This window comes from Micromonospora cathayae, assembly GCF_028993575.1.
Taxonomy (GTDB): domain Bacteria; phylum Actinomycetota; class Actinomycetes; order Mycobacteriales; family Micromonosporaceae; genus Micromonospora; species Micromonospora cathayae.
On sequence record NZ_CP118615.1, the window covers coordinates 1,582,753 to 1,602,942 of the forward strand.

General features: G+C 72.4%; 17 protein-coding genes and 1 tRNA gene. 9 read left to right on the top strand and 9 right to left on the bottom strand.

What is annotated here, in order from left to right; translation table 11 throughout:
* Positions 1 to 239 precede the first annotated feature (239 nt).
* Positions 240 to 2,702, top strand: coding sequence for a glycoside hydrolase family 65 protein (locus tag PVK37_RS07400; RefSeq protein ID WP_275034998.1), 2,463 nt, complete (start codon positions 240 to 242; stop codon positions 2,700 to 2,702).
* A 145-nt stretch (positions 2,703 to 2,847) separates the two neighbouring features.
* Here PVK37_RS07400 and PVK37_RS07405 read toward each other — a convergent pair whose 3' ends face one another.
* From PVK37_RS07405 to PVK37_RS07420, 4 genes are all read right to left on the bottom strand, one after another.
* Positions 2,848 to 3,882, bottom strand: coding sequence for a hypothetical protein (locus PVK37_RS07405; RefSeq protein WP_275033026.1), 1,035 nt, complete (start codon positions 3,880 to 3,882; stop codon positions 2,848 to 2,850).
* Complete coding sequence (locus tag PVK37_RS07410; RefSeq protein WP_275033027.1) at positions 3,882 to 4,151, bottom strand: hypothetical protein; 270 nt, start codon at positions 4,149 to 4,151, stop codon at positions 3,882 to 3,884. Before PVK37_RS07410 ends, PVK37_RS07405 begins: the two co-directional genes overlap by 1 nt.
* Before the next feature lie 125 nt (positions 4,152 to 4,276).
* Positions 4,277 to 5,239 carry an L-threonylcarbamoyladenylate synthase gene (locus tag PVK37_RS07415; RefSeq protein ID WP_275035000.1) on the bottom strand — a complete coding sequence of 321 codons (963 nt, stop codon included), beginning with the start codon at positions 5,237 to 5,239 and terminating at the stop codon, positions 4,277 to 4,279.
* 33 nt (positions 5,240 to 5,272) lie between these two features.
* On the bottom strand, positions 5,273 to 6,265 hold the full coding sequence (locus tag PVK37_RS07420) for an SDR family NAD(P)-dependent oxidoreductase (RefSeq protein WP_275033028.1): 993 nt from the start codon (positions 6,263 to 6,265) through the stop codon (positions 5,273 to 5,275).
* Between the two features lie 51 nt (positions 6,266 to 6,316).
* Here PVK37_RS07420 and PVK37_RS07425 point away from each other — a divergent pair, with 51 nt between their 5' ends.
* Positions 6,317 to 6,898: a TetR/AcrR family transcriptional regulator gene (locus tag PVK37_RS07425; protein WP_275033029.1), complete on the top strand. Its 582-nt coding sequence runs from the start codon at positions 6,317 to 6,319 to the stop codon at positions 6,896 to 6,898.
* 71 nt (positions 6,899 to 6,969) lie between these two features.
* On the opposite strand, the gene PVK37_RS07430 is transcribed toward PVK37_RS07425, so the two are convergent.
* Both PVK37_RS07430 and pdxY read right to left on the bottom strand, forming a co-directional pair.
* Positions 6,970 to 7,356: a hypothetical protein gene (locus PVK37_RS07430; protein WP_275033030.1), complete on the bottom strand. Its 387-nt coding sequence runs from the start codon at positions 7,354 to 7,356 to the stop codon at positions 6,970 to 6,972.
* 120 nt (positions 7,357 to 7,476) lie between these two features.
* Positions 7,477 to 8,328, bottom strand: coding sequence for a pyridoxal kinase PdxY (gene pdxY, locus PVK37_RS07435; protein WP_275033031.1), 852 nt, complete (start codon positions 8,326 to 8,328; stop codon positions 7,477 to 7,479).
* A 421-nt stretch (positions 8,329 to 8,749) separates the two neighbouring features.
* Between pdxY and PVK37_RS07440 the strand changes: the two genes are divergently transcribed.
* Positions 8,750 to 10,933 carry an AfsR/SARP family transcriptional regulator gene (locus PVK37_RS07440; protein WP_275033032.1) on the top strand — a complete coding sequence of 728 codons (2,184 nt, stop codon included), beginning with the start codon at positions 8,750 to 8,752 and terminating at the stop codon, positions 10,931 to 10,933.
* Between the two features lie 32 nt (positions 10,934 to 10,965).
* Here the strand turns inward: PVK37_RS07440 and PVK37_RS07445 are convergent, their stop codons facing one another.
* Together PVK37_RS07445 and PVK37_RS07450 are read right to left on the bottom strand one after the other, a co-directional pair.
* Positions 10,966 to 11,520 (bottom strand): murein hydrolase activator EnvC family protein, encoded by a 555-nt coding sequence (locus PVK37_RS07445; RefSeq protein ID WP_275033033.1) that lies wholly within the window; start codon positions 11,518 to 11,520, stop codon positions 10,966 to 10,968.
* 212 nt (positions 11,521 to 11,732) lie between these two features.
* Positions 11,733 to 13,154, bottom strand: coding sequence for a hypothetical protein (locus tag PVK37_RS07450; RefSeq protein WP_275033034.1), 1,422 nt, complete (start codon positions 13,152 to 13,154; stop codon positions 11,733 to 11,735).
* 192 nt (positions 13,155 to 13,346) lie between these two features.
* On the opposite strand from PVK37_RS07450, the gene PVK37_RS07455 reads away from it, so the two are divergent.
* The 5 genes from PVK37_RS07455 (at position 13,347) to PVK37_RS07475 (ending at position 18,417) form a co-directional block, all read left to right on the top strand.
* A tRNA-Lys gene (locus PVK37_RS07455) sits at positions 13,347 to 13,419 on the top strand.
* Positions 13,420 to 14,492: 1,073 nt separating this feature from the next.
* Entirely contained in the window at positions 14,493 to 16,856 is a 2,364-nt protein-coding gene (locus PVK37_RS07460; protein WP_275033035.1) for a beta-ketoacyl synthase N-terminal-like domain-containing protein, read from the top strand.
* The gene (locus PVK37_RS07465) at positions 16,853 to 17,185 is read left to right on the top strand and encodes a PqqD family protein (RefSeq protein WP_275033036.1); all 333 of its coding nucleotides are present in this window, start codon (positions 16,853 to 16,855) and stop codon (positions 17,183 to 17,185) included. Before PVK37_RS07460 ends, PVK37_RS07465 begins: the two co-directional genes overlap by 4 nt.
* Before the next feature lie 7 nt (positions 17,186 to 17,192).
* Positions 17,193 to 18,167 (top strand): TIGR03560 family F420-dependent LLM class oxidoreductase, encoded by a 975-nt coding sequence (locus tag PVK37_RS07470; RefSeq protein WP_275033037.1) that lies wholly within the window; start codon positions 17,193 to 17,195, stop codon positions 18,165 to 18,167.
* Positions 18,160 to 18,417, top strand: a complete 258-nt coding sequence (locus tag PVK37_RS07475) for an acyl carrier protein (RefSeq protein ID WP_275033038.1) — start codon at positions 18,160 to 18,162, stop codon at positions 18,415 to 18,417. Before PVK37_RS07470 ends, PVK37_RS07475 begins: the two co-directional genes overlap by 8 nt.
* A 26-nt stretch (positions 18,418 to 18,443) precedes the next feature.
* Here the strand turns inward: PVK37_RS07475 and PVK37_RS07480 are convergent, their stop codons facing one another.
* The gene (locus PVK37_RS07480; protein ID WP_275033039.1) at positions 18,444 to 19,181 is read right to left on the bottom strand and encodes a thioesterase II family protein; all 738 of its coding nucleotides are present in this window, start codon (positions 19,179 to 19,181) and stop codon (positions 18,444 to 18,446) included.
* A gap of 92 nt (positions 19,182 to 19,273) precedes the next feature.
* Here PVK37_RS07480 and PVK37_RS07485 point away from each other — a divergent pair, with 92 nt between their 5' ends.
* On the top strand, positions 19,274 to 20,131 hold the full coding sequence (locus tag PVK37_RS07485) for a hypothetical protein (protein WP_275033040.1): 858 nt from the start codon (positions 19,274 to 19,276) through the stop codon (positions 20,129 to 20,131).
* Positions 20,132 to 20,190: the final 59 nt, after the last annotated feature.

Below are 20,190 nucleotides of genomic sequence, written 5' to 3' on the forward strand. Positions count from 1 at the left end.
CGAACGCGCGGAGTTGCGCACAGTGTGCGAAGGTGATGGTCAACCCCTGACCTTCGTCTCAGCCGCCGTACAGCCGGGCGTGCTGGGATGGCGTCTCGCGTACCTGAGCACCGGGAGGCCGTGTGTCCGCCACGACCGTCAGCCAGCAGCAGTCGGGCGACCGGGAGGACGACCGGCGGGACGACGATCGGCGGGACGACGACCGGCGGGACGACGACCGGCGGGACGACGGCTGGCGGATCCGGCGGACCGAAGCGGACCTCGACCGGGTCGCCGAGACCGAATCGATCTTCGCGTTGAGCAACGGCTGGCTGGGCTGGCGCGGCAACCTGGACGAGGGCGAGCCGTACGGGATGCCGGGCAGCTACCTCAACGGCCTGCACGAACGGCACGGGATCGACTACCCCGAGGACGGCTACGCCTTCCCCCAGCACAGCGACACCGTGGTCAGCGCACCGAACGCCGCGCTGATCCGGCTCTGGGTGGGCGACGAACCGCTGGACCTCCGCACCGGCACGGTCCGCCACCACGAACGGGTACTCGACCTGCGGGCCGGCCTGCTGGAGCGGCACACCGAGTGGATCTCCCCGGGCGGGCACGGGGTACGCGTCCGCAGCACCCGGCTGGTCTCGCTGGCCCGCCGCCCGGTGGCCGCGGTGCGCTGGGAGGTCGAGCCGCTGGACGGGCCGGTGCAGGTCCGGGTCTGCGCCGACCTGCTCGCCAACCAGCGGGTTCCCGAGCGGGCCGACGACCCCCGGGCGGCCACCGTCCTGGAGGACCCGCTGGTCGCCGAGTACCGCCGCGCGGACGGTGCCGACGGGGTGCTGGTGCACCGCACGGAACACAGCGGGCAGCGGGTGGCGGTCGCGGTGACCCACCTGGTCGACGCGCCGGACACCACCGCCACCGACACCGACTGCGCGGCCGACCGGATCCGGCTCACCCTGAGCGGGCCGCTCCACCCCGGCCAGCGGCTCCGGCTGGTCCGGTTCGCCGGGTACGAGTGCGCGCCCACCGGCACCCCCGACCAGCCGGCCACCGACGCCCCGGACGGCACCTCCGGTCAGCCGGTCGCCGAGGCCCCGGACGGATCGGCCGAGGGCGGTCCCGGCGGGTCGGTGCAGGGCCGGGCCGACCGCCCGGCCGCCGACGTCGTGCCGACGCCGGTGGAGCTGGCCGGACAGGCGGTGACGGCGGCCGCCGAGGCCCGGTCGGCCGGCTGGGACGCGCTGGTCACCGAGCAGCGGGCCGCCTTCGCCGCCGCCTGGACCACCGCCGACGTCGTCCTCGACGGCGACCCGGAACTTCAGCAGGCCACCCGGTTCGCCCTGTTCCACCTGCTCCAGGCCGGTCGGGCGGACGGCGACCGGACCATCCCCGCGAAGGGGCTCACCGGCAACGGCTACGACGGGCACGTGCTCTGGGACACCGAGGGTTACGTGCTGCCGGTGCTCACCTACGTCGCCCCGGCGATGGCCCGCGCCGCGCTGCGCTGGCGGCACGCCCACCTGACCGAGGCCCGGGAACGCGCGGCCGAGCTGCGACTGTCCGGGGCGAGCTTCCCGTGGCGCACCATCGGCGGCCGGGAGTGCTCCGGCTACTGGCCGGCGGGTACGGCCGGGCTGCACCTCAACGCCGACATCGCCGACGCGGTGCTGCGGTACGTGGCGGCCACCGGCGACGACGGGTTCCTCGCCGGGGCCGGGTTGGAGCTGCTGGTGGAGACCGCCCGGCTCTGGCACGGCTTCGGGCACTGGTCCGACGACGGCTCGTTCCACCTGCCCGGGGTCACCGGCCCGGACGAGTACAGCGCCCTGGTCGACGACAACGTCTTCACCAACCTGATGGCCCGGCGGAACCTGCGCGGGGCCGCCGACGCCGCCGACGCGTACCCGGAGCAGGCGGCCCGGCTGGGGGTGGCCGCCGCCGAGGTGGCCGGGTGGCGGGCCGCCGCCGACGCCGTGCACCTGCCGTACGACCGCAAGCGCGGGGTGCACCAGCAGTCGGCCGGGTTCACCGGGCTGCCCGAGTGGGACTTCGACGGCACCGACCCCGAGGCGGACTACCCGCTGCTGCTGCACTTCCCGTACCTGGAGCTGTACCGCAGGCAGGTGGTCAAGCAGGCCGACCTGGTGCTGGCGATGCTGCGCAGCCCGGGGGACTTCACCGCCGAGGAGAAGGCCCGCAACTTCGCGTACTACGAGGCCCGTACCGTCCGCGACTCGTCGCTCTCCTCGCCGGCCCAGGCGGTGCTCGCCGCCGAGGTCGGCCACCTCGACCTGGCGTACGACCACTTCGCCGAGTCGGTGCTCCAGGACCTGGAGGACCTGGGTGACAAGACCGGGGACGGGCTGCACCTGGCCGCGTTGGCCGGGGCGTGGATCGCGCTGGTGCAGGGGTTCGGTGGGATGCGGGACGACCGGGGCGAGCTGTCGTTCGCGCCCCGGCTGCCCGGCCGGCTGAACCGGCTGGCGTTCAGCCTGCTCTGGCACGGGCAGCGCCTCCAGGTCACGGTCACCCCCGACGAGGTCCGGTACGAGCTGCCCGACGCCGGCCCGGAGACCGGGGTCGACCTGTGGCACGACGGCACCCGGATCCGGGTCACCGGCGGCGCGCCGTGCGTACGGCCGCTGCCGGCGCTGCCCGACCCCGGCCCGGAACCGACCGCCCCGCCCGGCCGTCGCCCCGCCCGACGCGCCTGACCGCGCGGCAGCGGCGGCGGGGGGACGCTGCCGGCGACCGGGTCGGCGACCTGGCCGCGCCCGGCCCGCCCGTGGCCCGGCGGACGGGCTGGTCGCCGTCCGCCGGGCGACCAGGTCGCGGCCCGGCGGACGACCGGGCGTGCGGTCAGGCGTACGGGCTGGTCGCGTAGGCGGCCCGCAGGGCGGCCAGGCCGGCGTCCTTCGGGGTGAGCGTGCCCCAACCCGAGTTGAAGTAGTTCGTCCAGGCGATCCGGGGTCCGCCCTCCCGGTTCAGCCGCCGGACCGCGTCCGGCACGGTCGCGATCCACGCCGCCTGGTCCGGGAACTCCGCCTTCCGGACCCCCCACTCGGCGACCAGCACCGGCCGGGACAGCGCCACCGGCCCCAGGTCGGCGACCGCCCAGTCCTTCGTCCGGCGGAACCGGCCGAGCGCGGTGTGGCTCGGGTCGGTGGCGTACACGTTCCAGTGCAGGAAGCTCAGCTTCGCCATCAGCGACTCGGGGTGGGTGCGCTGGTAGCAGGCCCGGTCGAAGCCACCCACGCCGACCGAGAAGGTGGTGCCGGCGGGCAGCGTCCGGGCCCGGAACCAGTCCACGACGTAACCGACCGCGGCCACCGCGCGGGCGTCCGACTCGGCCCAGGTGTACGCGGTACCGGCCTCGGTGGTGCCGAACTCGTGGTCGGTGTCCAGCTCCGAGGCGAGCTGGACGTTCACCGGGAAGCCCAGGGTCCGGTACTGCGACAGGGCGCGGGCGAACAGGCCGTCGCAGCGCCCGGCGAGCACCTGGCTGTAGCCGTACGCCTTCGGCCAGGTGGTGCCGGGGCGCTGCTGGATGGTCATGGCCGGGGCCGGCACGGTGTAGGTCACCCCGTCGACCGTGAACGTCTGCGCGCCGGTGTTCGGGTTGCCGTAGTGCTTCAGCTCCAGCACGATGTTGATCCGCACACCGGCCCGGCCGAGGTTGGTCAGCCAGTCCTTCTGCCAGCCGGGGAAGGTGTACCCGTCGGCGAAGCTGCGGTACTGGGTCAGCGAACGGAAGTTGCCGCCGGCCAGGTCGGCCGTCGGATCGGCGTTGCCGGCCAGGTAGTACCCGCCCAGCACGGTGACGACGGCGTAGTCGACGGTGGCGGTGGCGGTCTGCCCGGCGGCGTCCCGGGCCCGCACGGTGACCCGGGCCATCAGGCCACCGCCCGGAAAACGGCCACCGTGCCGGTGTCCGACACCCGGGTCCAGGTACGCCCCGAGTCGTCGGTCACGGCCACCGTCAGTGGATCGATCACCGTCGGTACGATGACCGGGGCGCTCTGGTTGCCCCGGTCATCGGTGACGACGATGGTGAGGGTCAGGGTCTGGCTGTCGGTGTCGGCGTACGCGACGGTCAGCAGCATCTGGTCCCCGGGCGCGTACGTCGTCGCGTCCAGCGACGCGGTCACGGTCGGAACGGCCATGGCGGGTCCTCTTCTCCGGCTCGAACCCTTTGCCCGGTCCAACGACGGACGTCGCTGGCCGGAGGTGGCCGGAATCGACCCTGGTCAGTCGCGTTCCTGGTTGCGCCGGGCGCCCCGGAGGAGGACTATCCCTGCTCGTGCCAGGTGGCGGCGGCCCGGCCCAGCCGGTCGTTGATGGCCCGCCCCAGACCGGTGTCCGGCACCCGCTCGGCGAGGATCTCGGCCACCCCGGTGGCGTCGAGCCGGTGCAGGGCGTCGAAGAGCCGGGCCGCCGCCACGGTCAGGTCCCCGTCGGGCGAGAGCACCTCCACCGCCCGGTACGCCCCGGCGGGCCGGTCCCGCAGGGCCAGGTAGCCCCGGGTGTCGTCGTCGGCCCGGCCCGGGACCGGCGGGGTGACCACCCGCAGCGGGGTCCGGGGCGCGTAGTGCGCGGCGAGGGTGCCCGGCGCGACCGGCCGGCCGGAGCTGCCCTGCCGTACCTCGACCGGGCCGACCGCCTCGACCAGCGCCTCCACCGGCAGCGAGCCGAGCCGCAGCACCACCGGACGGTCACCACGGGCGTCCACGATGGTGGACTCGATGCCGCACCGGGTCGGCCCACCGTCGACGATCAGGTCCACCGCGTCGCCCAGCCCGGCCACCACGTGTTCGGCCCGGGTCGGGCTGAGCATGCCGAACCGGTTGGCGCTCGGCGCGGCCACCGGCACCCCGGCCGCCCGGATCAGCTCCCGGGCGACCGGATGGTCCGGCACCCGGACGGCCATGGTGGGCAGCCCCGAGGTGACGATCGGCGGTACGACCGGCGGCCGGTCCACGATCAGCGTCAACGGACCGGGCCAGAACCGCTCGGCCAGCGCGGCCACCGTGGGCGGCACCGCGCCGACCAGTCCGGTCAGGTCGGCCGGGTCGGCGAGGTGGGTGATCAGTGGATCGAAACTCGGTCGGGCCTTCGCCGCGAAGATCCGCGCGGCGGCGTGCCCGTCGAGCGCGTTCGCGCCCAGGCCGTACACGGTCTCGGTGGGGAAGGCGACCAGCCCGCCGGACCGCAGGACGGCGGCGGCCTCGGCCACCCCGGTCGCCGCCGGCAGCACCGGCGCGGACTTCGCGCTCATGCCCCGACGCTAACGTCCCACTCCACCGACGCCGTGCACGGGGCCGGGCCCCGGGGTGGCCTCCCTGCCGGTCAGGTCCTCGAGCACCTGCCACAGCCGGTCCTCCCGGTCCCGGTCGTAGGAGGCCGGGGACGAGCGGGTGACCCGGCCCAGGCTGGCGTACCCGCCGCGCAGGTCGGGGTGGGTCCGGCCGAGGGCCAGCGCGGCGAGGTGCCGGGCCGAGGCGGCGGGCGTGGTCACGCCCGGCAGGACGCGCAGCGCCGGGAGGACGTTCCGCCAGACCCACTGCCGCCAGGGCGCCATGGCGCGGGCCAGGCCGGTGCCGGGCATCAGGCCCGGGTCGTACACGTTGACCCGCAGCCGGTGGCCCTCGTGTCGCTGCCAGGCGTGGGCCAGCAGCACGACGGCGAGTTTGCTGGTGGCGTACGCCCGCTGACCGGCCACCACCCGGCCGGCGTCGGCACCGGCGTCGGCGCGGGCCAGGTCGACGGGGTCCTCCCAGCGCGGCGGTGCGACCAGGCCCATCGACCGCCAGCCGCCCCAGTGGGTGCCGCTGCCGACCAGCACGACATGCGCGCCGGGGGCGAGGGCGGGCAGCAGTTCGCGCAGCAGCAGGTGCTGGGCGAGCACGTTGACCGCGAAGGTCAACTCGTGTCCGTCGGCGCTGCGCCGGCGACGGTCGGTGACCTGGATGCCGGCGTTCGCCAGCACGGCGGTCAGTGGTGGGCGGTGGCCGGCACGGACCTGCTCGACCACGGTACGGGCGGCGGCCCGGGTCGACCCGAGGCTGGCCAGGTCGAGGTCGAGCGGGGCGGCGTCGTGGGCTCCGGCGGTGCGGGCGGCGGTCACGGCGGTGTCGACGGCGGTGCGGTCCCGGCCGGCGAGCAGCAGCACCGGGGCGGGTCGGTGCCGGGCCAGTACGTCGAGCACGGCGCGGCCGAGCCCCCGGGTCGGCCCGGTGAGCAGGACCGAGGGACGGGAGGTGATGTCAGTTCCTGTCATGACTCCAGCGTCGCTGATGTCAGCTTCTGACGCAAGGGGTAATCTTCGGCCATGGGACGGTGGCCGGGCGGAGCGCGGGAGCGGTTGCAGGAGGCGGCCCTGGCGCTGTTCGCCGAGCGGGGCTACGCCGCCACGACGGTCGACGACATCGCCGCCCGGGCCGGCGTCTCGCAACGCACCTTCTTCCGGCACTTCCCGGACAAGGAGGAGGTGCTGTTCGGCGCGGACGACCAGCTCACCGCCGTACTGCTGCGGGGGGTCCGGGAGGCCCCCGCCGGATCGTCCGCCCGCGACCTGGTCGCCGCCGGGCTGCGCGCGCTCGCCGCCGAGCTGCAACCCCGCCGCGAGACCCTGCGGGTACGGGCCCGGGTACTCGCCTCCGACATCGCCCTGCAAGGGCGTGACCTCGCCAAACAGGCCCGCTGGAAGGCGCTGGTCGCCGACGAGGCGGTCGCCCGTGGGGTGCCCGGGACGACGGCGACGCTGCTCGCGGCAGCGGGTGCCGCTGCCCTCCAGGTGGCGTACGCGGACTGGCTCGCCGACGCGTCCCGGACCGCGCTGGTCACCCGGTTCGACCGGGCGCTGGACACCCTCGCCGCCAGCCTGGCGGCTCCCGGCCCGCCCGCACCGTGACGGTCACCGGTCCGGCGGTGGCCTGCCGGTCCGGTCCGCTGGCGGCCCGGCGGTCAGCGGTGGCCTGGCGGCTACGCGGTGAAGACGCCGGAGAAGTCGTCGGCACCGCCCTGGCTGTCGGTCAGGTTGGCGTTCACCGTGACCTGGCTCCAGTTCTGCCATCCGTAGCCGCCGAGCACCGAAGCCTCCCAGTAGACGAGTCCGCCGGCGCAGGGGACGTCCAGCCCGACCCAGCCGAAGGAGAACGGCATCACCTGCGTCGCCATCACGGTGACGTGGGCCGTGCCGGTCGGTTCGGTGCAGGTCGCGGTGCCGTACACCTCCAGGCGGTCGGCGGCTGCGGCATAGACGGAGGAGACGGTGACCTCGGCCTGCGCGGCCCGCGCCGGAGCCGCGACGAGCAGGCTGGCCAGGAGCGGGACGACGCCGACCAGTACCGCACGGCCGAATCTCACCATCGGGCCAACTCCTCGCAGGTATCGGCAATCTTCGAAGCGTAGAGCTTCCGGTGAGGCTATTCCGGCGGCCCGGACGTTGTCACCGCCGACGGCGTCGACGGAAGTTCAGATGACGCACGGTCAGCGGAGCCGTCGGGCGGTGAACAACGCGGGCGGCTCGGCGATCGCGTCCTGGGCGGCGACCAGTTGGATCTCCCGGGTGCCCGCCGCCAGGGTCGCCTCCAGCACGGTGAAGACGGTGGCGACGGTACGCTCCAGCGCCGTCGCGGGCTGCCCCGTCGTCCACAGGTGGGCCAGGTACAACGCCGCGGTGAGGTCGCCACCGCCGTTCGGGTTGATCGGCAGCAGCGGCGTGGTCACCGCCCAGGCACCCTGGTCCGAGACGGCCACCACCTCCAGCGAACCCGCCGGCACCTCGTCGTGCAGCACGCTGGTGACCAGGACGTGCCTCGGCCCCCGGTCCCGTACCTCGTCGACCGCCGCCAGCAGGTCCGCCAGCGACTTCGTGGTCGTACCGGCGAGGAAGTCCAGCTCGAAATGGTTCGGGGTGATGATGTCCGCGCGGGGGACGACGACGTCCCGCAGGTACTCCGGGATGCCGGGCCGGACGAACATGCCCCGACCGAGGTCACCCATCACCGGGTCGCAGCAGTACACCGCCTCCGGGTTGGCCGCCTTCACCCGGTCCACCGCGTCGAGGATCACCGCGCCCACGGCGGGATCACCCTGGTACCCGGACAGCACCGCGTCGGCGCTGCCGAGGACCCCGCGGTCCGCGATCCCCTGGATCACGTCGGCGACGTCGGAGGCCGCCAACAGCGGCCCCCGCCACGCGCCGTACCCGGTGTGGTTGGAGAAGTGGACGGTGAGCACCGGCCAGACCTCGTGCCCGAGTCGTTGCAGCGGGAAGACGGCCGCCGAGTTGCCGACATGGCCGTAGGCGACCGATGACTGGATGGACAGAATCCGCATCGGATCATCATGGCGGTTGCCGCCGGGGCAGGCCGGGGCAGCCCACGCCGCGGGTCACGGACTTCTGTGCGGGCGTACGGATCAGGCCAGTCGGCCGCTTCGACGTTGTGCGAGTAGTCCTGCGCTGACTCGTCGGTTTCCCGTTCGGTGTGCACGGAGGGGACCCCTGTCGGTCTTACACGTTGGCGGGCGTCTGGAGCGCGGCCCACAGCGTTCCGGGCTCAACGTCCGGGAAGGGCGGTGGGGACGCACCGGCGGCTGCGAAACCCCCGCCGGGTGCACAGCCCGCCGCGACGACGACGAGTCGTGCCGATCCGGCGGGGTCGAGCTGGCGTCGTGTGGTGGTGCGGTCGAGCACGAAACGCGTAACATATAGCCGAGCATCGATAGCCTGTCCGGTGGCGACGATTCGGGCGACAGCATGACTGGACCATTCACAGGGCTCTGGTGCGGTGTGCTCGGCCCGCTGCTGACCCGGGTCGGAGACCACCCGGTCCCGGTGTCCGGTCGCCGGCAGCGGGCCTTCCTGGCGGCCCTCGCCCTCACGCCCGGCGTGAGCCTGCCCCTCGACGCGCTGGCGGCCCGGGTCTGGCCGGAACAGGCCGCCCCGGGGCACGCGGGCCTCCCCGTGCTCGCCCACCGGGTACGCCGTCGTCTCGCGGTAGGCGGACCCGCAGCGGCCCGGGCGGTACGCCGTACCCCGGACGGGTATCTGCTCGACCTCGCCGTCGGGGGCAGCGACGTGCTGGGGGTACGGGACGCGCTCCGCCGGGCCCGCTCCGCCGCCCGGGAGGGCGACTCCCATCTGGTCACCGAGATCACCGGCCACGGCCTGGTCCTCGTCCGCGGCACCCCCGGTCAGGGGATCTGGGACGACCCGCTGCGGTGGGCCGAGGTGTCCACGATCACGGAGGAGCTGCTGGCGCTCCGCCGGCTCTCCCTGCTCGCCCGGCTCGACGTGGGTGAACATGTCACCGTCCTGCCCGACCTGACGGCGCTGGCCCGCGCGGAACCGACCACCGAATGGGTACACGAACTCCTGATGCGGGCGCTGTACGGGGCGGGCCGGCACGCCGAAGCCATCGCCGCGTACGTCGCCTTCCGTGAAACCGTCGTCCGCGAACTCGGACTCGAACCGGGCCCCGCGATGGACCACACGCTCATGCTGGTCCTCGACCGGCACCCCCGGCCGGGCGCCGTCACCGCTCACCCGGAGGCACCACGTTCCGGCCGGGTACCCGTGGCCAGCGGTCCCGGCCAGGCGGCCCTGGAAGCTGTTGCGGTCCGTCCGCTGGCCGACGGCAGGAGCGGGGCGGACGCCGACCCGGCCGGTCACCAGCTCCGGTCACCGCTCACCGCTCTGCACCGGGCCGGGGCGTTCGCCCGTGCCCACGGCGGATTCGACGAGGCCGCGGACTGCTACCGGGGCATCCTCGAGCTGACCGACGAGCCGTCGACCCGCGCGGAGGCACTGCTCCGGCTGGGCGAAGCCCTTTACCACAAGTCCGGTCAGGGCCGGGCCGAACTGGCCCACGCGGAGCTGCTCTTCCAGCGACTGGGACAGGAGCACCGGGCTGCGGAGGCGCGATCCTGGCAGGCCCGGGTGGAGTGGCTCGCCCCCACCGACGGCCGGTCGGCGTCCGAGCGCGCGTTATCCGTCCTGGACCTCGTCGACGCCGGCCGCCCGGACGAAGCCGGCGCGAACGCCCTGGTCAACATCTGCGGCATCCTCGCCGTCACCGATCGGCACACCCATGCGGAGCGGGCCGGACAGCTCGGTCTCCGGTGGGCCCGTCGGCTCTCGCTCGCCACGCTGGTGCTGCGGGCCCGCGCCAACCTGGCGATCCTGAGCATCGAGGCCGGACGGCCGGACGTGATCACCGAACTGGTCGACGTCGCGCGGGAACACCAGTCCCGTCTCGGCTGGGTACCGTCGTCGCTGTACGTGACCCTGGCCGACGGGGCCGACCGCCTTGGTCGTCTCGACCGCGCCGCGGCCCAACGCAGGCTCGCCCGACGATCGGCCACCCGGACCGCGTCCCCGGTCGATCTGGAGTGGCTCGCGGCGGAGCACGTCCGCGAGGAGTACCACGGCGGACGGCTGCGGCCCGCCGAACGCGCGGCGCACGAGTACCTGGCCGGTCCCGGCGGTCGACACCGGATGGCGTCGGAGGTGCACGTCCTGCTGGCCCGCATCGCACTCGCCGGACGGGGCCTGCGGACGGCGCAGCGGCACGCGCGCAGCGCGGAGGCGATGGCCCGGCGGGACGGCGGCTGGTCGCTGCTCGGGCCCGCCCTCGTGGTGCAGACCCGGGTGGCGTTCGCCACCGGACGACCACGTCGGCGTACCGCCCCGCTGGTCGAGGAACTCCTGCACGTGATCGCCGGAAGGACGCTCACCAGCAGCTTCGGGGCCGACCTGCCGCTCGCCCTGCGGGAGGCGGGCCTGCGCCGGGCCGACCTGACCGGACTGTCGCCCGCCGACTCGCCGTGGTGGCGGGCGGCCGAGTCGGCCCTGTCGGGCGATCCCGGTACGGCACGCGAGGCGTACCGGCGGCTGGGTAGCCGACCGGACGCCTGGCGGATCGTGGCGGCGGACAGCTGAGCCGTCCGCCGCCACGGCAGCAGGGCCGTCGGTCAGTTCAGACCGACGAAGTCGAACGGGATCGAGTTCCCCCTGGTCACGCTCTGCCCACAGCTTCCGGCGGAGTTCCACACCTGGGGGCTGTTGTACCGGAGCATCTCGAAGTGGAGGTGGGTGCCGCCGACGCCGGGCGGGGAGACGCCACCGGTGTAGCCCATGTAGCCGATGCCGTCGCCCCGGTTGAAGTACTCGCCCACCCGCATCCGGGACACGTAGCCGTCGAGGTGGGCGTAGAGGGTGCTCCAGCCGTTGACGTGCGAGATGATCACGTAGTTGCCGTACCCGCCGGTGTCGTACCCGATGTAGCTGACCGATCCGCTGTAGGCGGCGGACACCACGGAGCGGTAGTTGCCGGCGATGTCGTAACCGTCGTGGTTGTCGTATCCGGGGCACCGGTCGTCGACCCTGCTGGTGATGACGCCGCTGGCCGGCCACTTGACGGCGCCGTACGCGGCGGAGGCCGGCGCGGGGCCGAGGGCCGCGCCGAGACCCACCGAGCCGAGCATCAGGCCGATGACCGTGAGCAGCCGGAGAAACCTGCTTCGCATAGCGGTTGGACTCCTTGCCTGGACGGAGAGGGTGGGGTCGCGCAACCCGTCCCCATCGTGCGGCAGGTGGATTTCATTACCCTTACACCCGCGAAGGCGGCGCGGGAGCGGGGCACGGTCCGGAGTACGGCGACGGGCGCCGTGCCCAGCCCGGCAGCGGGGCCGGGACGAGCAGCCGGCGGGCCACCCGGCGCTCGGCCGGGCCGTACCTGTCAGGACCGGCGGACCGTACAGGTCCAGTCAGTGTCGCCCGATCCCGCGTACGCCTCCAGGTCCAGGTAGTAGGTGGCCGAGCCGGATGCGGTCCGGGTCAGGGTGACCGCCTCGTCCGCCCCGGCACCGTCGTTCACCGAGCGGGTCAGCGTGCTCCCGGTCGAGCTGAGCAGGTAGAGGTCGGCGTCGTACGCGTCCGGGATGGCGCAGTTCGCGGTGAACGTCTCCCCGGCGGCCAGCGTGAACGCGAAGTAGTCCCGGTCGCTGTCGCTCTTCATGTCGCCGCTGAGGGCGACCGGCCAGGTCAGGCGGCTGATGTCGTCGGCGGCGGAACGCGAGTCGTTCGGCTCGACCTCGGCGTGGCTGGACCCGTCGGAAGGCGGCGTCGAACAGTCGGTCACCGGAGTGCCGCTGTAGAGGTTGCCGTCCGGCACCCCGGCTCGCACGCTGCGCAGGTAGTAGCCACAGGACGGACGGTTGGCGAAGTCGTACGTCTGGCCGTTGGTGAGCTTCCAGATCTTGAAGTTGGTGTAGGTCAGTGGCCGCCCGGGGACGGCCACCTCGGGCTGGTGGTCGCCGAGGACGACATGAGCACTGGGTCCGCTCAGGGTGGCCAGGCCGTTGCGGTCGAGGTAGAGCGAGGCACCCTCCTCGACGCCGACGGCCCATGCTCTGCCGCCCGGGGCGAGCCCGTCCTTCACGGCCCGGGCCACGAACGCCATGCTCCGGCCCATCCGGTCCCGGGCGACGAAGTGCGAGTCGTTGACGGTGCCGGCGTAGTGGGGCCACCGGAACATGCCGGTGGTGAAGGTCATCGACCGGTCGTACGGGTCGGCCAGCGCGGTCGACGAGGTGGCGCTCGCCGTGCAGGCGTCGTAGACGATGTCACTGTTGACGTGATGACCGGCGCTGCCGCCGCCCACCCCGCCGCCCTTGCTGACCACCGACTCCACCGACGCCTCGAGCGCGGTGCCCTTCCACGCCACGTAGTCGCACTGGTCACCACCGGCGAAGTAGACGAACTCGGCGTTGCGGACGTCGGTGTTGACCCGGCTGTCGTCACCGTCCCGGGCTGCGGTCAGGGTCAGCGTGGTGCAGGAGTTCACGCCGACCAGCGGAGTGATCACGTCACATTCCGGGGTGCCGGTGCCGGAACCCGCCACGACCACCACGTCGATGCTGCCGCTGCCGCCCCGGATGGCGTCGATCGCCCGGGTCATGGTGGGGACGACGATCCCGCCGGAGCCGTTCATCGTGTAGGCCGGACCCGCCCAGCCGGCCCGGCTCACATCGGAGGCGTTGCCCTGACGAACGCGGCTGACCTGGGCGTTCGCGGCGGTGACATCGATCGGAGCGAGGGTGAGCAGGAGGGCGACGACGGCCAGGAAGCAGACTCGGCGAGCATCGCGGGCAGCGGACACGGGCACCTCCGAGGGCGTCCAGCTGAGGGAGTACAAGGAACTCACATCTCCATCGACGTGACGGCTCGATGCGTAACTCCTGCCGCGCCTTCCGACGCGGCTCAGGCAACCCCGGCCCGGCCGGGATGGAACTCCCGGCACCCTGCGCCCCCGAGCGCCGGGCATGGGGGTTCGGGTAGCCTACGTGCCAGCGGGCCGTTAGCTCAATCGGCAGAGCTGAGGACTTTTAATCCTTAGGTTCTGGGTTCGAGTCCCAGGCGGCCCACTTCCATCCGCTCCTGAGCTGCGAAAACGTCCGGCGAAGATCATCGGGCACAGCCAGGGTGCCACTCCAACGGCAGTTGGTCCCCGAGCTGGTCGCCGGCTGGTTGCCCTCGGCTCCGCCTCCTGCGGGCACGGCGCTGCGTCGTATCGCCGACAATCACCCGCATGATTCCACCCCGCTGACGATCCAGTCGCCATACCGAGCTGGCCAAGAACACTCGCTGTAGCAGAAACCCCGACCGTCGTCGACGTGCCGACCAGCCTGGCCCGCCTCTCATCGATCATGAAAAAGCCCACGTCAGCCGCGCTTCCGCCGACACTTTCCAAGATTCTCCATGGAAAGGACGTTCACGGTAATCGATCACCGAGCGTGTTCCTAAAAGATCAGGTCCCACTCCTTGGGATGGTGTTGGTGGCGTTATCATGATCTACATAGGCTGCTCCGGTAGTGCCTCTTCAGGCGGGGGTGATCGGGAAGTTCGCGGCGAGCGGAGTCGCCGTGACGACAATTTTTGCAGAAGTCAGTTTACCGACATTAACGGACATCCTACGGGGGGCTGTCTTGAATATTGTCTTTGCGTCTTCCGTCCAGCGCACAATTACGTACCCGTCGGTGGGGATGTCGCTGTCGGCGGCGGGCCCGGACGAGGTGCCTGCCCACCGGACCGGGTCGTCCGTCTCGTCTGCACCGCACTGAGGTACGTCGACGCCAACGTCCACGGGGGCGAGACGCCAGCCACCCCGCCTGGATCCGGTCGGGGCACCCCGGGCCGCTGCCCAGCGTCGGGCCGAAGGGCTGACCGGTGCGATCGAACCGCTGATCAAGCGACGGCTCCTCCCCGGTGCAGCGGGCCGACCTTCTCCCGCCCGCACCGACGCAGCCGAAGGAGCACGATCAGTGAATGCGGCACCGGTGCCGCAGCGCGAATTTCCTGACGGGAGAATTGGAATGCGCCTCATTGCCGTGTACGACGTTCCCGCTGCTGTCCGCGAACCGGAAAGCGAACTGTCCGTACGCCGCGCGGCGGTCCCCGTGCCGAAGTCGTCGCAGGCGGGCGGCGGGGGGCCGGTCCGATGAGTCGCGAGCCACGTCGTAGCCACCCGGTCGCCGTAATCGGTATGGCCGGCCGCTTCGCCGGTGCCGGAGACATCGCGCAATACTGGAAGAACCTTCTCGACGGTGTCGAATCGATCAGCCGGACGGACCGTACGGCAGATGAGCGTCCGGTTTCCGACGGTGCGGGCGACGGCCGGTTCGTGCCGGCGGTAGGAAAGGTGAGCCACGTCGACCGGTTCGCCGCGGACCACTTCCGGGTGCCGCCGGCAGAGGCGGTCACCATGGACCCGCAGCAGCGGATCCTGCTGGAGGTGGCGGCCGAGGCCCTGGACGACGCGGGCTACGCGGGTGACCGCGACGCCGTGGTCGGGGTGTTCGTCGGGTGCGGGGAGAACCTGTACTACCGCGACTTCGTGGCACCCACGGAAAGCAGCGCCGGGCGGCTCGGTGACGTCCGGGTCACCCTGGCGAACGAGAAGGACTTCCTCGCCCCACGGCTCGCGTTCAAGCTCGGGTTCACCGGACCGGCGATCACCGTGCAGACCGGCTGCGCCACGTCGCTCAGCGCGGTCGCGCTGGCCTGCTCGGCGCTGGCCGCCGGGGAGTGCGACATCGCCCTGGCCGGCGGCGTCAGTCTCCTGCCGCCGGACACCCACGGTTACACGTACCACAAGGGCGGCATCCTGTCGGCCGACGGATACTGCCGTCCCTTCGACGTCGGGGCGTCGGGGGCCGTGCCCAGCTCCGGCGCCGGGATCGTGGTACTCAGACGTGACGACGACGCGCGGGCCGCGCGCGACAACCGCCGGGCCGTGATCCTCGGCTGGGCGGTCAACAACGACGGCGGGGCCCGCGCCGGATTCTCGGCACCGAACGTCGACGGGCAGGAGGCGGTGATCCGGGCCGCGCTCGGCCGGGCCGGTCTCGCTCCCCGCCAGGTCGGCTACGTCGAAACCCACGGCACCGGCACCGCCATCGGGGACATGGTCGAGTTCGAGGCGCTCCGCCGGGTCTTCGCCGGCGACGACGCACCGGCCGGCACCGTCACCCTGGGCGCGGTCAAGGCGAACATCGGCCACGCCGATGCGGCATCCGGCGTGGCGGGTCTGATCAAGGCGACCCTGGCCGTGGAGAGCGGCACCCTGCCGGGGACGGCACACTTCCGGGCCCCCAATCCCGAACTCGGCATGGGCTCGACGCCGTTCGGCATGACCGCCGACACCCGCCCCTGGCAGCCGGACGGTCCACGCGTCGCCGGTGTGAGTTCCTTCGGGCTGGGCGGATCCAACGCCCACGTCATCGTCGGAACGGCGGCGCCCGCGCCGGCCGTGGCGACCACGAAGCCGCGCTCCGTACTGGCGCTGTCCGCCCGTACCGGCGAGGAACTGCACCGGATGCGCGAGCGGCTCGCCGAACGGCTCGAGACGATGACGCCGGACGACTCCGTCGAACTCGCCGACGTCGCCTACACGCTCGCCGTCGGGCGCGGCCGGTTCACCAGACGGTGGTCGGCGGTGGTCAGCAGCAGGGCCGACGCGATCGCGAAACTGCGGGCACCCCAGCAGACCGGCCGGGCCGCCGCCCGGTGGTCGCTGGCGATCGCCGGCACCCCCGGCGACCTGGCGGAGCTGGGAAAGCGGCTCCAGGAAGCCGAGCCGGTGATGCGGTCCAGCCTCGTCCGGTTGACCGGGTCGGCGGAGCTGAGCGGGCTCCCCACCGAGCGGGCCGGGGCGCTCACGGCGGCTGTGGTCGGCTGGATCCTGCAGCGACTCGGGCTGACCTTCGCCCGGGTGGACGCGCAGGACTGGGCGCGACCGGTGGCGCAGTGGCTCGCCGGTGGTGCCGACATCGCGGCGCTGGCCCCGGCGCTGGACGCCTGCACCGGCACCGCCGGGGGCAGGGACGCCCGCCACAGCCCCGGCAACGTGGTGATCGGGCCGTCGTTCGACCTGGACGAGGTGCTGGCCATGGCGTGGCAGGCGGGAGCCGGGATCGACTGGGCCACCTACTACGCCGACGAACCGCGACGGCGGGTCTCGCTGCCCGCGTACCCGTTCACCCGTCAGCGCTTCTGGCTCGACCGCCCCGTCGTCACCTCCGGTGGCTCCGCCGGCGGGTCGACGGGCCGCAACGGCGTGGACATCGTCAACTACGTCGGGCAGGTGTGGCGCGACGTACTAGGCGTCGAGCACATCCCGCTCGACGCGCACTTCTCAGACGACCTCGGCGGCGACTCCATGTACGCGGTGGAGGTCGCGGCCCGCCTCCGCGAGGGGCTCGGGCTCGACCTGCCGGTCGACCTGCCGTTCGTGGCCCCCACAGTCGCTGCCTCGGCAGCTTTCGTCGAGGAAGCCTCGGCCAAGAAGGAGACAGCCTCATGACCAGCATCAACGACAACACGGTCCTCGTCCGCGGGCTGGACGTGACCGCCCGCATCGCCAAGGCGGTCACCGAACTCAGTGACCGGGCCGAGGGCGGCGTCCTGCTGGAGACCCTGATGGGCCGCTACGTGCTCGACCGCGACGCGCGGGTGGTCTGGCTGCTGATCGACGGGGACCGCAGCGTCGGTGAACTGCTCGACGGCGTCGCCGAAACGTCGGGGCTGCCGCTCGACCAGATCCGGCAGCCGACGTACGACCTCTGCGAGCGGCTCCTCGAGTTCGGGCTGGTCGAGGTCGTCACGCCGGCCGACGCCCTGACCAGCCGTTAGGCTCCGGATGGCCCGCCAACCGGTCACCCGCGTCGGCCTCCAGTTCAGCGGCTACTCGTTCGCCGGTGTCACCGACGACAAGCTGTTCCAGCAGGTCGCGGACGCCGCCCGAGCGGCCGAGAACGCCGGCTTCGACAGCCTGTGGACCATGGACCATCTCCACCAGATCTCCACCGTGGGGAGTCGGGACGAACCGGTCCTGGAGGCGTACACCACCACCGCCGCCCTGGCGGCCGTCACCTCGGTCGCCCGCCTCGGCGTGCTCGTCTCCGCCTGCGGCTTCCGGAACCCCGCGCTGCTGGCCAAGATGGTCACCACCATCGACGTCATCAGCGGTGGTCGGGCGATCCTCGGCATCGGCGCCGGTTGGCACGAGGAGGAGTACCGCGCGTACGGTCTGGACTTCCCGTCCCCGAAGGAGCGGCTGGCGCAGCTCGCCGAGGCGGTGCAGATCTGCCGGGCGATGTTCACCGAGTACGCGCCGCGCTTCGTCGGGACACACCACCGCATCGACGAGCCGATCAACGTGCCCCGTCCGATCCATCCGGACGGGCCGCCCATCCTCATCGGTGGCGGCGGTGAGCGGGTACTGATCCCGATGATCGCCAGGCTCGGGGACGCCTGCAACTTCTTCGGCGGTCCGGCGACCGTACGGCGGAAGATCGAGATCCTGGAGCGGGCCTGCGCGGCGGTGGGCCGTGACAGCAGTGAGATCACCAAGACCTGGCTGGGACACGTGATCATCGCCGATTCCGAGTGGGAGCTGCACGAGGAGCTGGACCGGCTGGGGGCCCTGCTGGACCTGACCCCGAGCGCCGCCCGTGGCTTCGCGCTCTGCGGCACCAGGGACCAGGTACGGCAGCAGGTGCGGGCGTACCGCCGGTCCGGAGTGGAGGGTTTCATCCTGGCTGTCCTCGACCCCACCGACCATGCACACCTGCACGCCGTCGGGACCACCTTGCGGGAGGCAACGGATGACTGATCGGACAATCGTCGCGGAGGCCGGTCGTGACCTCGACGGAGACCCGGTCGAGGTGCTGCGAGCCGTCTGGGCGGACGCTCTCGGCGTCGACGAGGTCGACCCGGACGAGGGCTTCTTCGACCTCGGCGCGACGTCGGAGATGATCCTCGGCGTGGTCCGCGAGCTCCGTCGGCGCTGGCCCGACCTCAGGATCGTGGACGTCTTCTCGCACCCGACCGTCGGGCAGCTCGCGGCGTTCCTCAGCCGATGAACAGGCCGTTCACCGGACCTGTGCGGTCACGTCAGGGCGTCCCGGACCGTTTCCGCGAGCTTCGGCCAGGCGGCACCGCCGAAGAGGTGATCGGCCCCGGCGATCTCGTGGAAGCTCGTCGGGCCCGTGGTCTCCCGCCGCCAACCGTCCAGCCGGGGCCTGCTCAGCTGGTGGTCGTCCGCGCCGTACAGCACGGTGAGCGGCACCGTGAGCGGATCGTCGGGCTGGTAGACGTAGCCCGACATCAGGCTGGTGTCGGCGGCGATGACCGGAAGCAGCAACTCGACGAAGTCGGGTTCCGCGCGGAGGTCCGCCGGCACGTACTGGGTGAGGTCGTGCTCCGCCTCGGGGCCGAGCCGGGCGACGTCGGGTGGCGGCAGTTGCGACGCGACCAGCAGATGGGTGACCTGGACGTCACCGCCGGCCCGGCCCAGGGCCTTCGCCAGCTCGAACGCCAGCACCGCACCGGAGCACTGACCGAACAGGGCCACCCGCGGCACGCCCAGGTCGGCCAGTTCGGCGGCGACGTCGTCGACCACCTCGGCGACGGTGGTCGCCGGCGGCTCCGCCCGTCGGCTCTCGCGCCCCGCGAGCCGCAGACCGTACACGGTGGACACCGCGCCGAGCACCGGGGTCCACGGACGGAAAGGGGCGGCCCCGGCACCCGCCCACGGAATGCACACCAGGGCCCGGTCGTTGCTCGCCGGCGTACCCCAGGAAACGAGCGACCGGCTCTTTTCCGGTGCCGGATCCGACTGGTTCATGGCAATGGATACTACCTTGCCGATGGTCCACTGTGTAGTGCAGGGGAATCGTCGACGGCGATACTTGCGTACCTTGTCAGAAGCTCCAGACGATGACCTGGGAGGGATTTAAGATGTTCAACCCCACTATTGACGTCATTGTGGCGCAGTCGAAGTTCCGGCGGCCCCCGGACATGACTTTCGAGGGCATTCTCAAGCGCTTTCCGGGCCTGGCGGAAGCGGACGCCGTCTGCTGGACCGGATCGACCGCGATCGGTTGGGGCAACGTCTTCAGCGACTTCGACCTCTTTGCGTTCTCGGACCGGACGCTCGAACTTCCGGTGGACGAGACCATGGAGCGGTGGCCGGGGTCGGACAAGAGCGGCATCAGCTGGGAAAACTGGATGGGCGAGTACGAGAAGGCCCGCGTCGACCTGACGATATGGTCGCCCGACGCCTTCGCCACCGTGCTCCAGCCCTACCTCGACGACGAGGTCGAACTCTGCGGCACGAGCGACGCCATGCTGGCGTTCGTCTACCGGATGTCCATCGCGGTCCCGCTGAAGAACGACGATTACTTCCGGGAGATGCACGAACTGCTCGCCAGGTCGTCGTTCCGGCGGGCCCGGGCCCGGACCCCCAAGGTGTGGGCGGAGAACGCCCTCACCGATGTCGCGGGTCAGCTCGACGCCGGCGACCACGCGTCGGCCCTCATCTCCGCCAGGGTCGCCGCCTTCCGGGTGACGGACGCCTGTCTCGCCCTCTACGGCGACTACTGCCACGCCGAGAAATGGACGATGCGCCGGTTGGAGAGCAAGCCCGAGTGCGGAATCAGTGTGGACGAGTTCCGGTCCGAGGTGCTGGCGGGCATCCGCCCGGGCGAATCCGACGGTGACGCCGCGCTGCGCATGGCGCGCTGGGCCCAGAAGCACATCGTCCGGTTGGAAGGCGAGTTCCTGGCGGTGTCCTGACCGCATCACGTCACAGCGGGAGTGCGGCCTTGCAGCAAGAAGTGAGACAACGATGACGA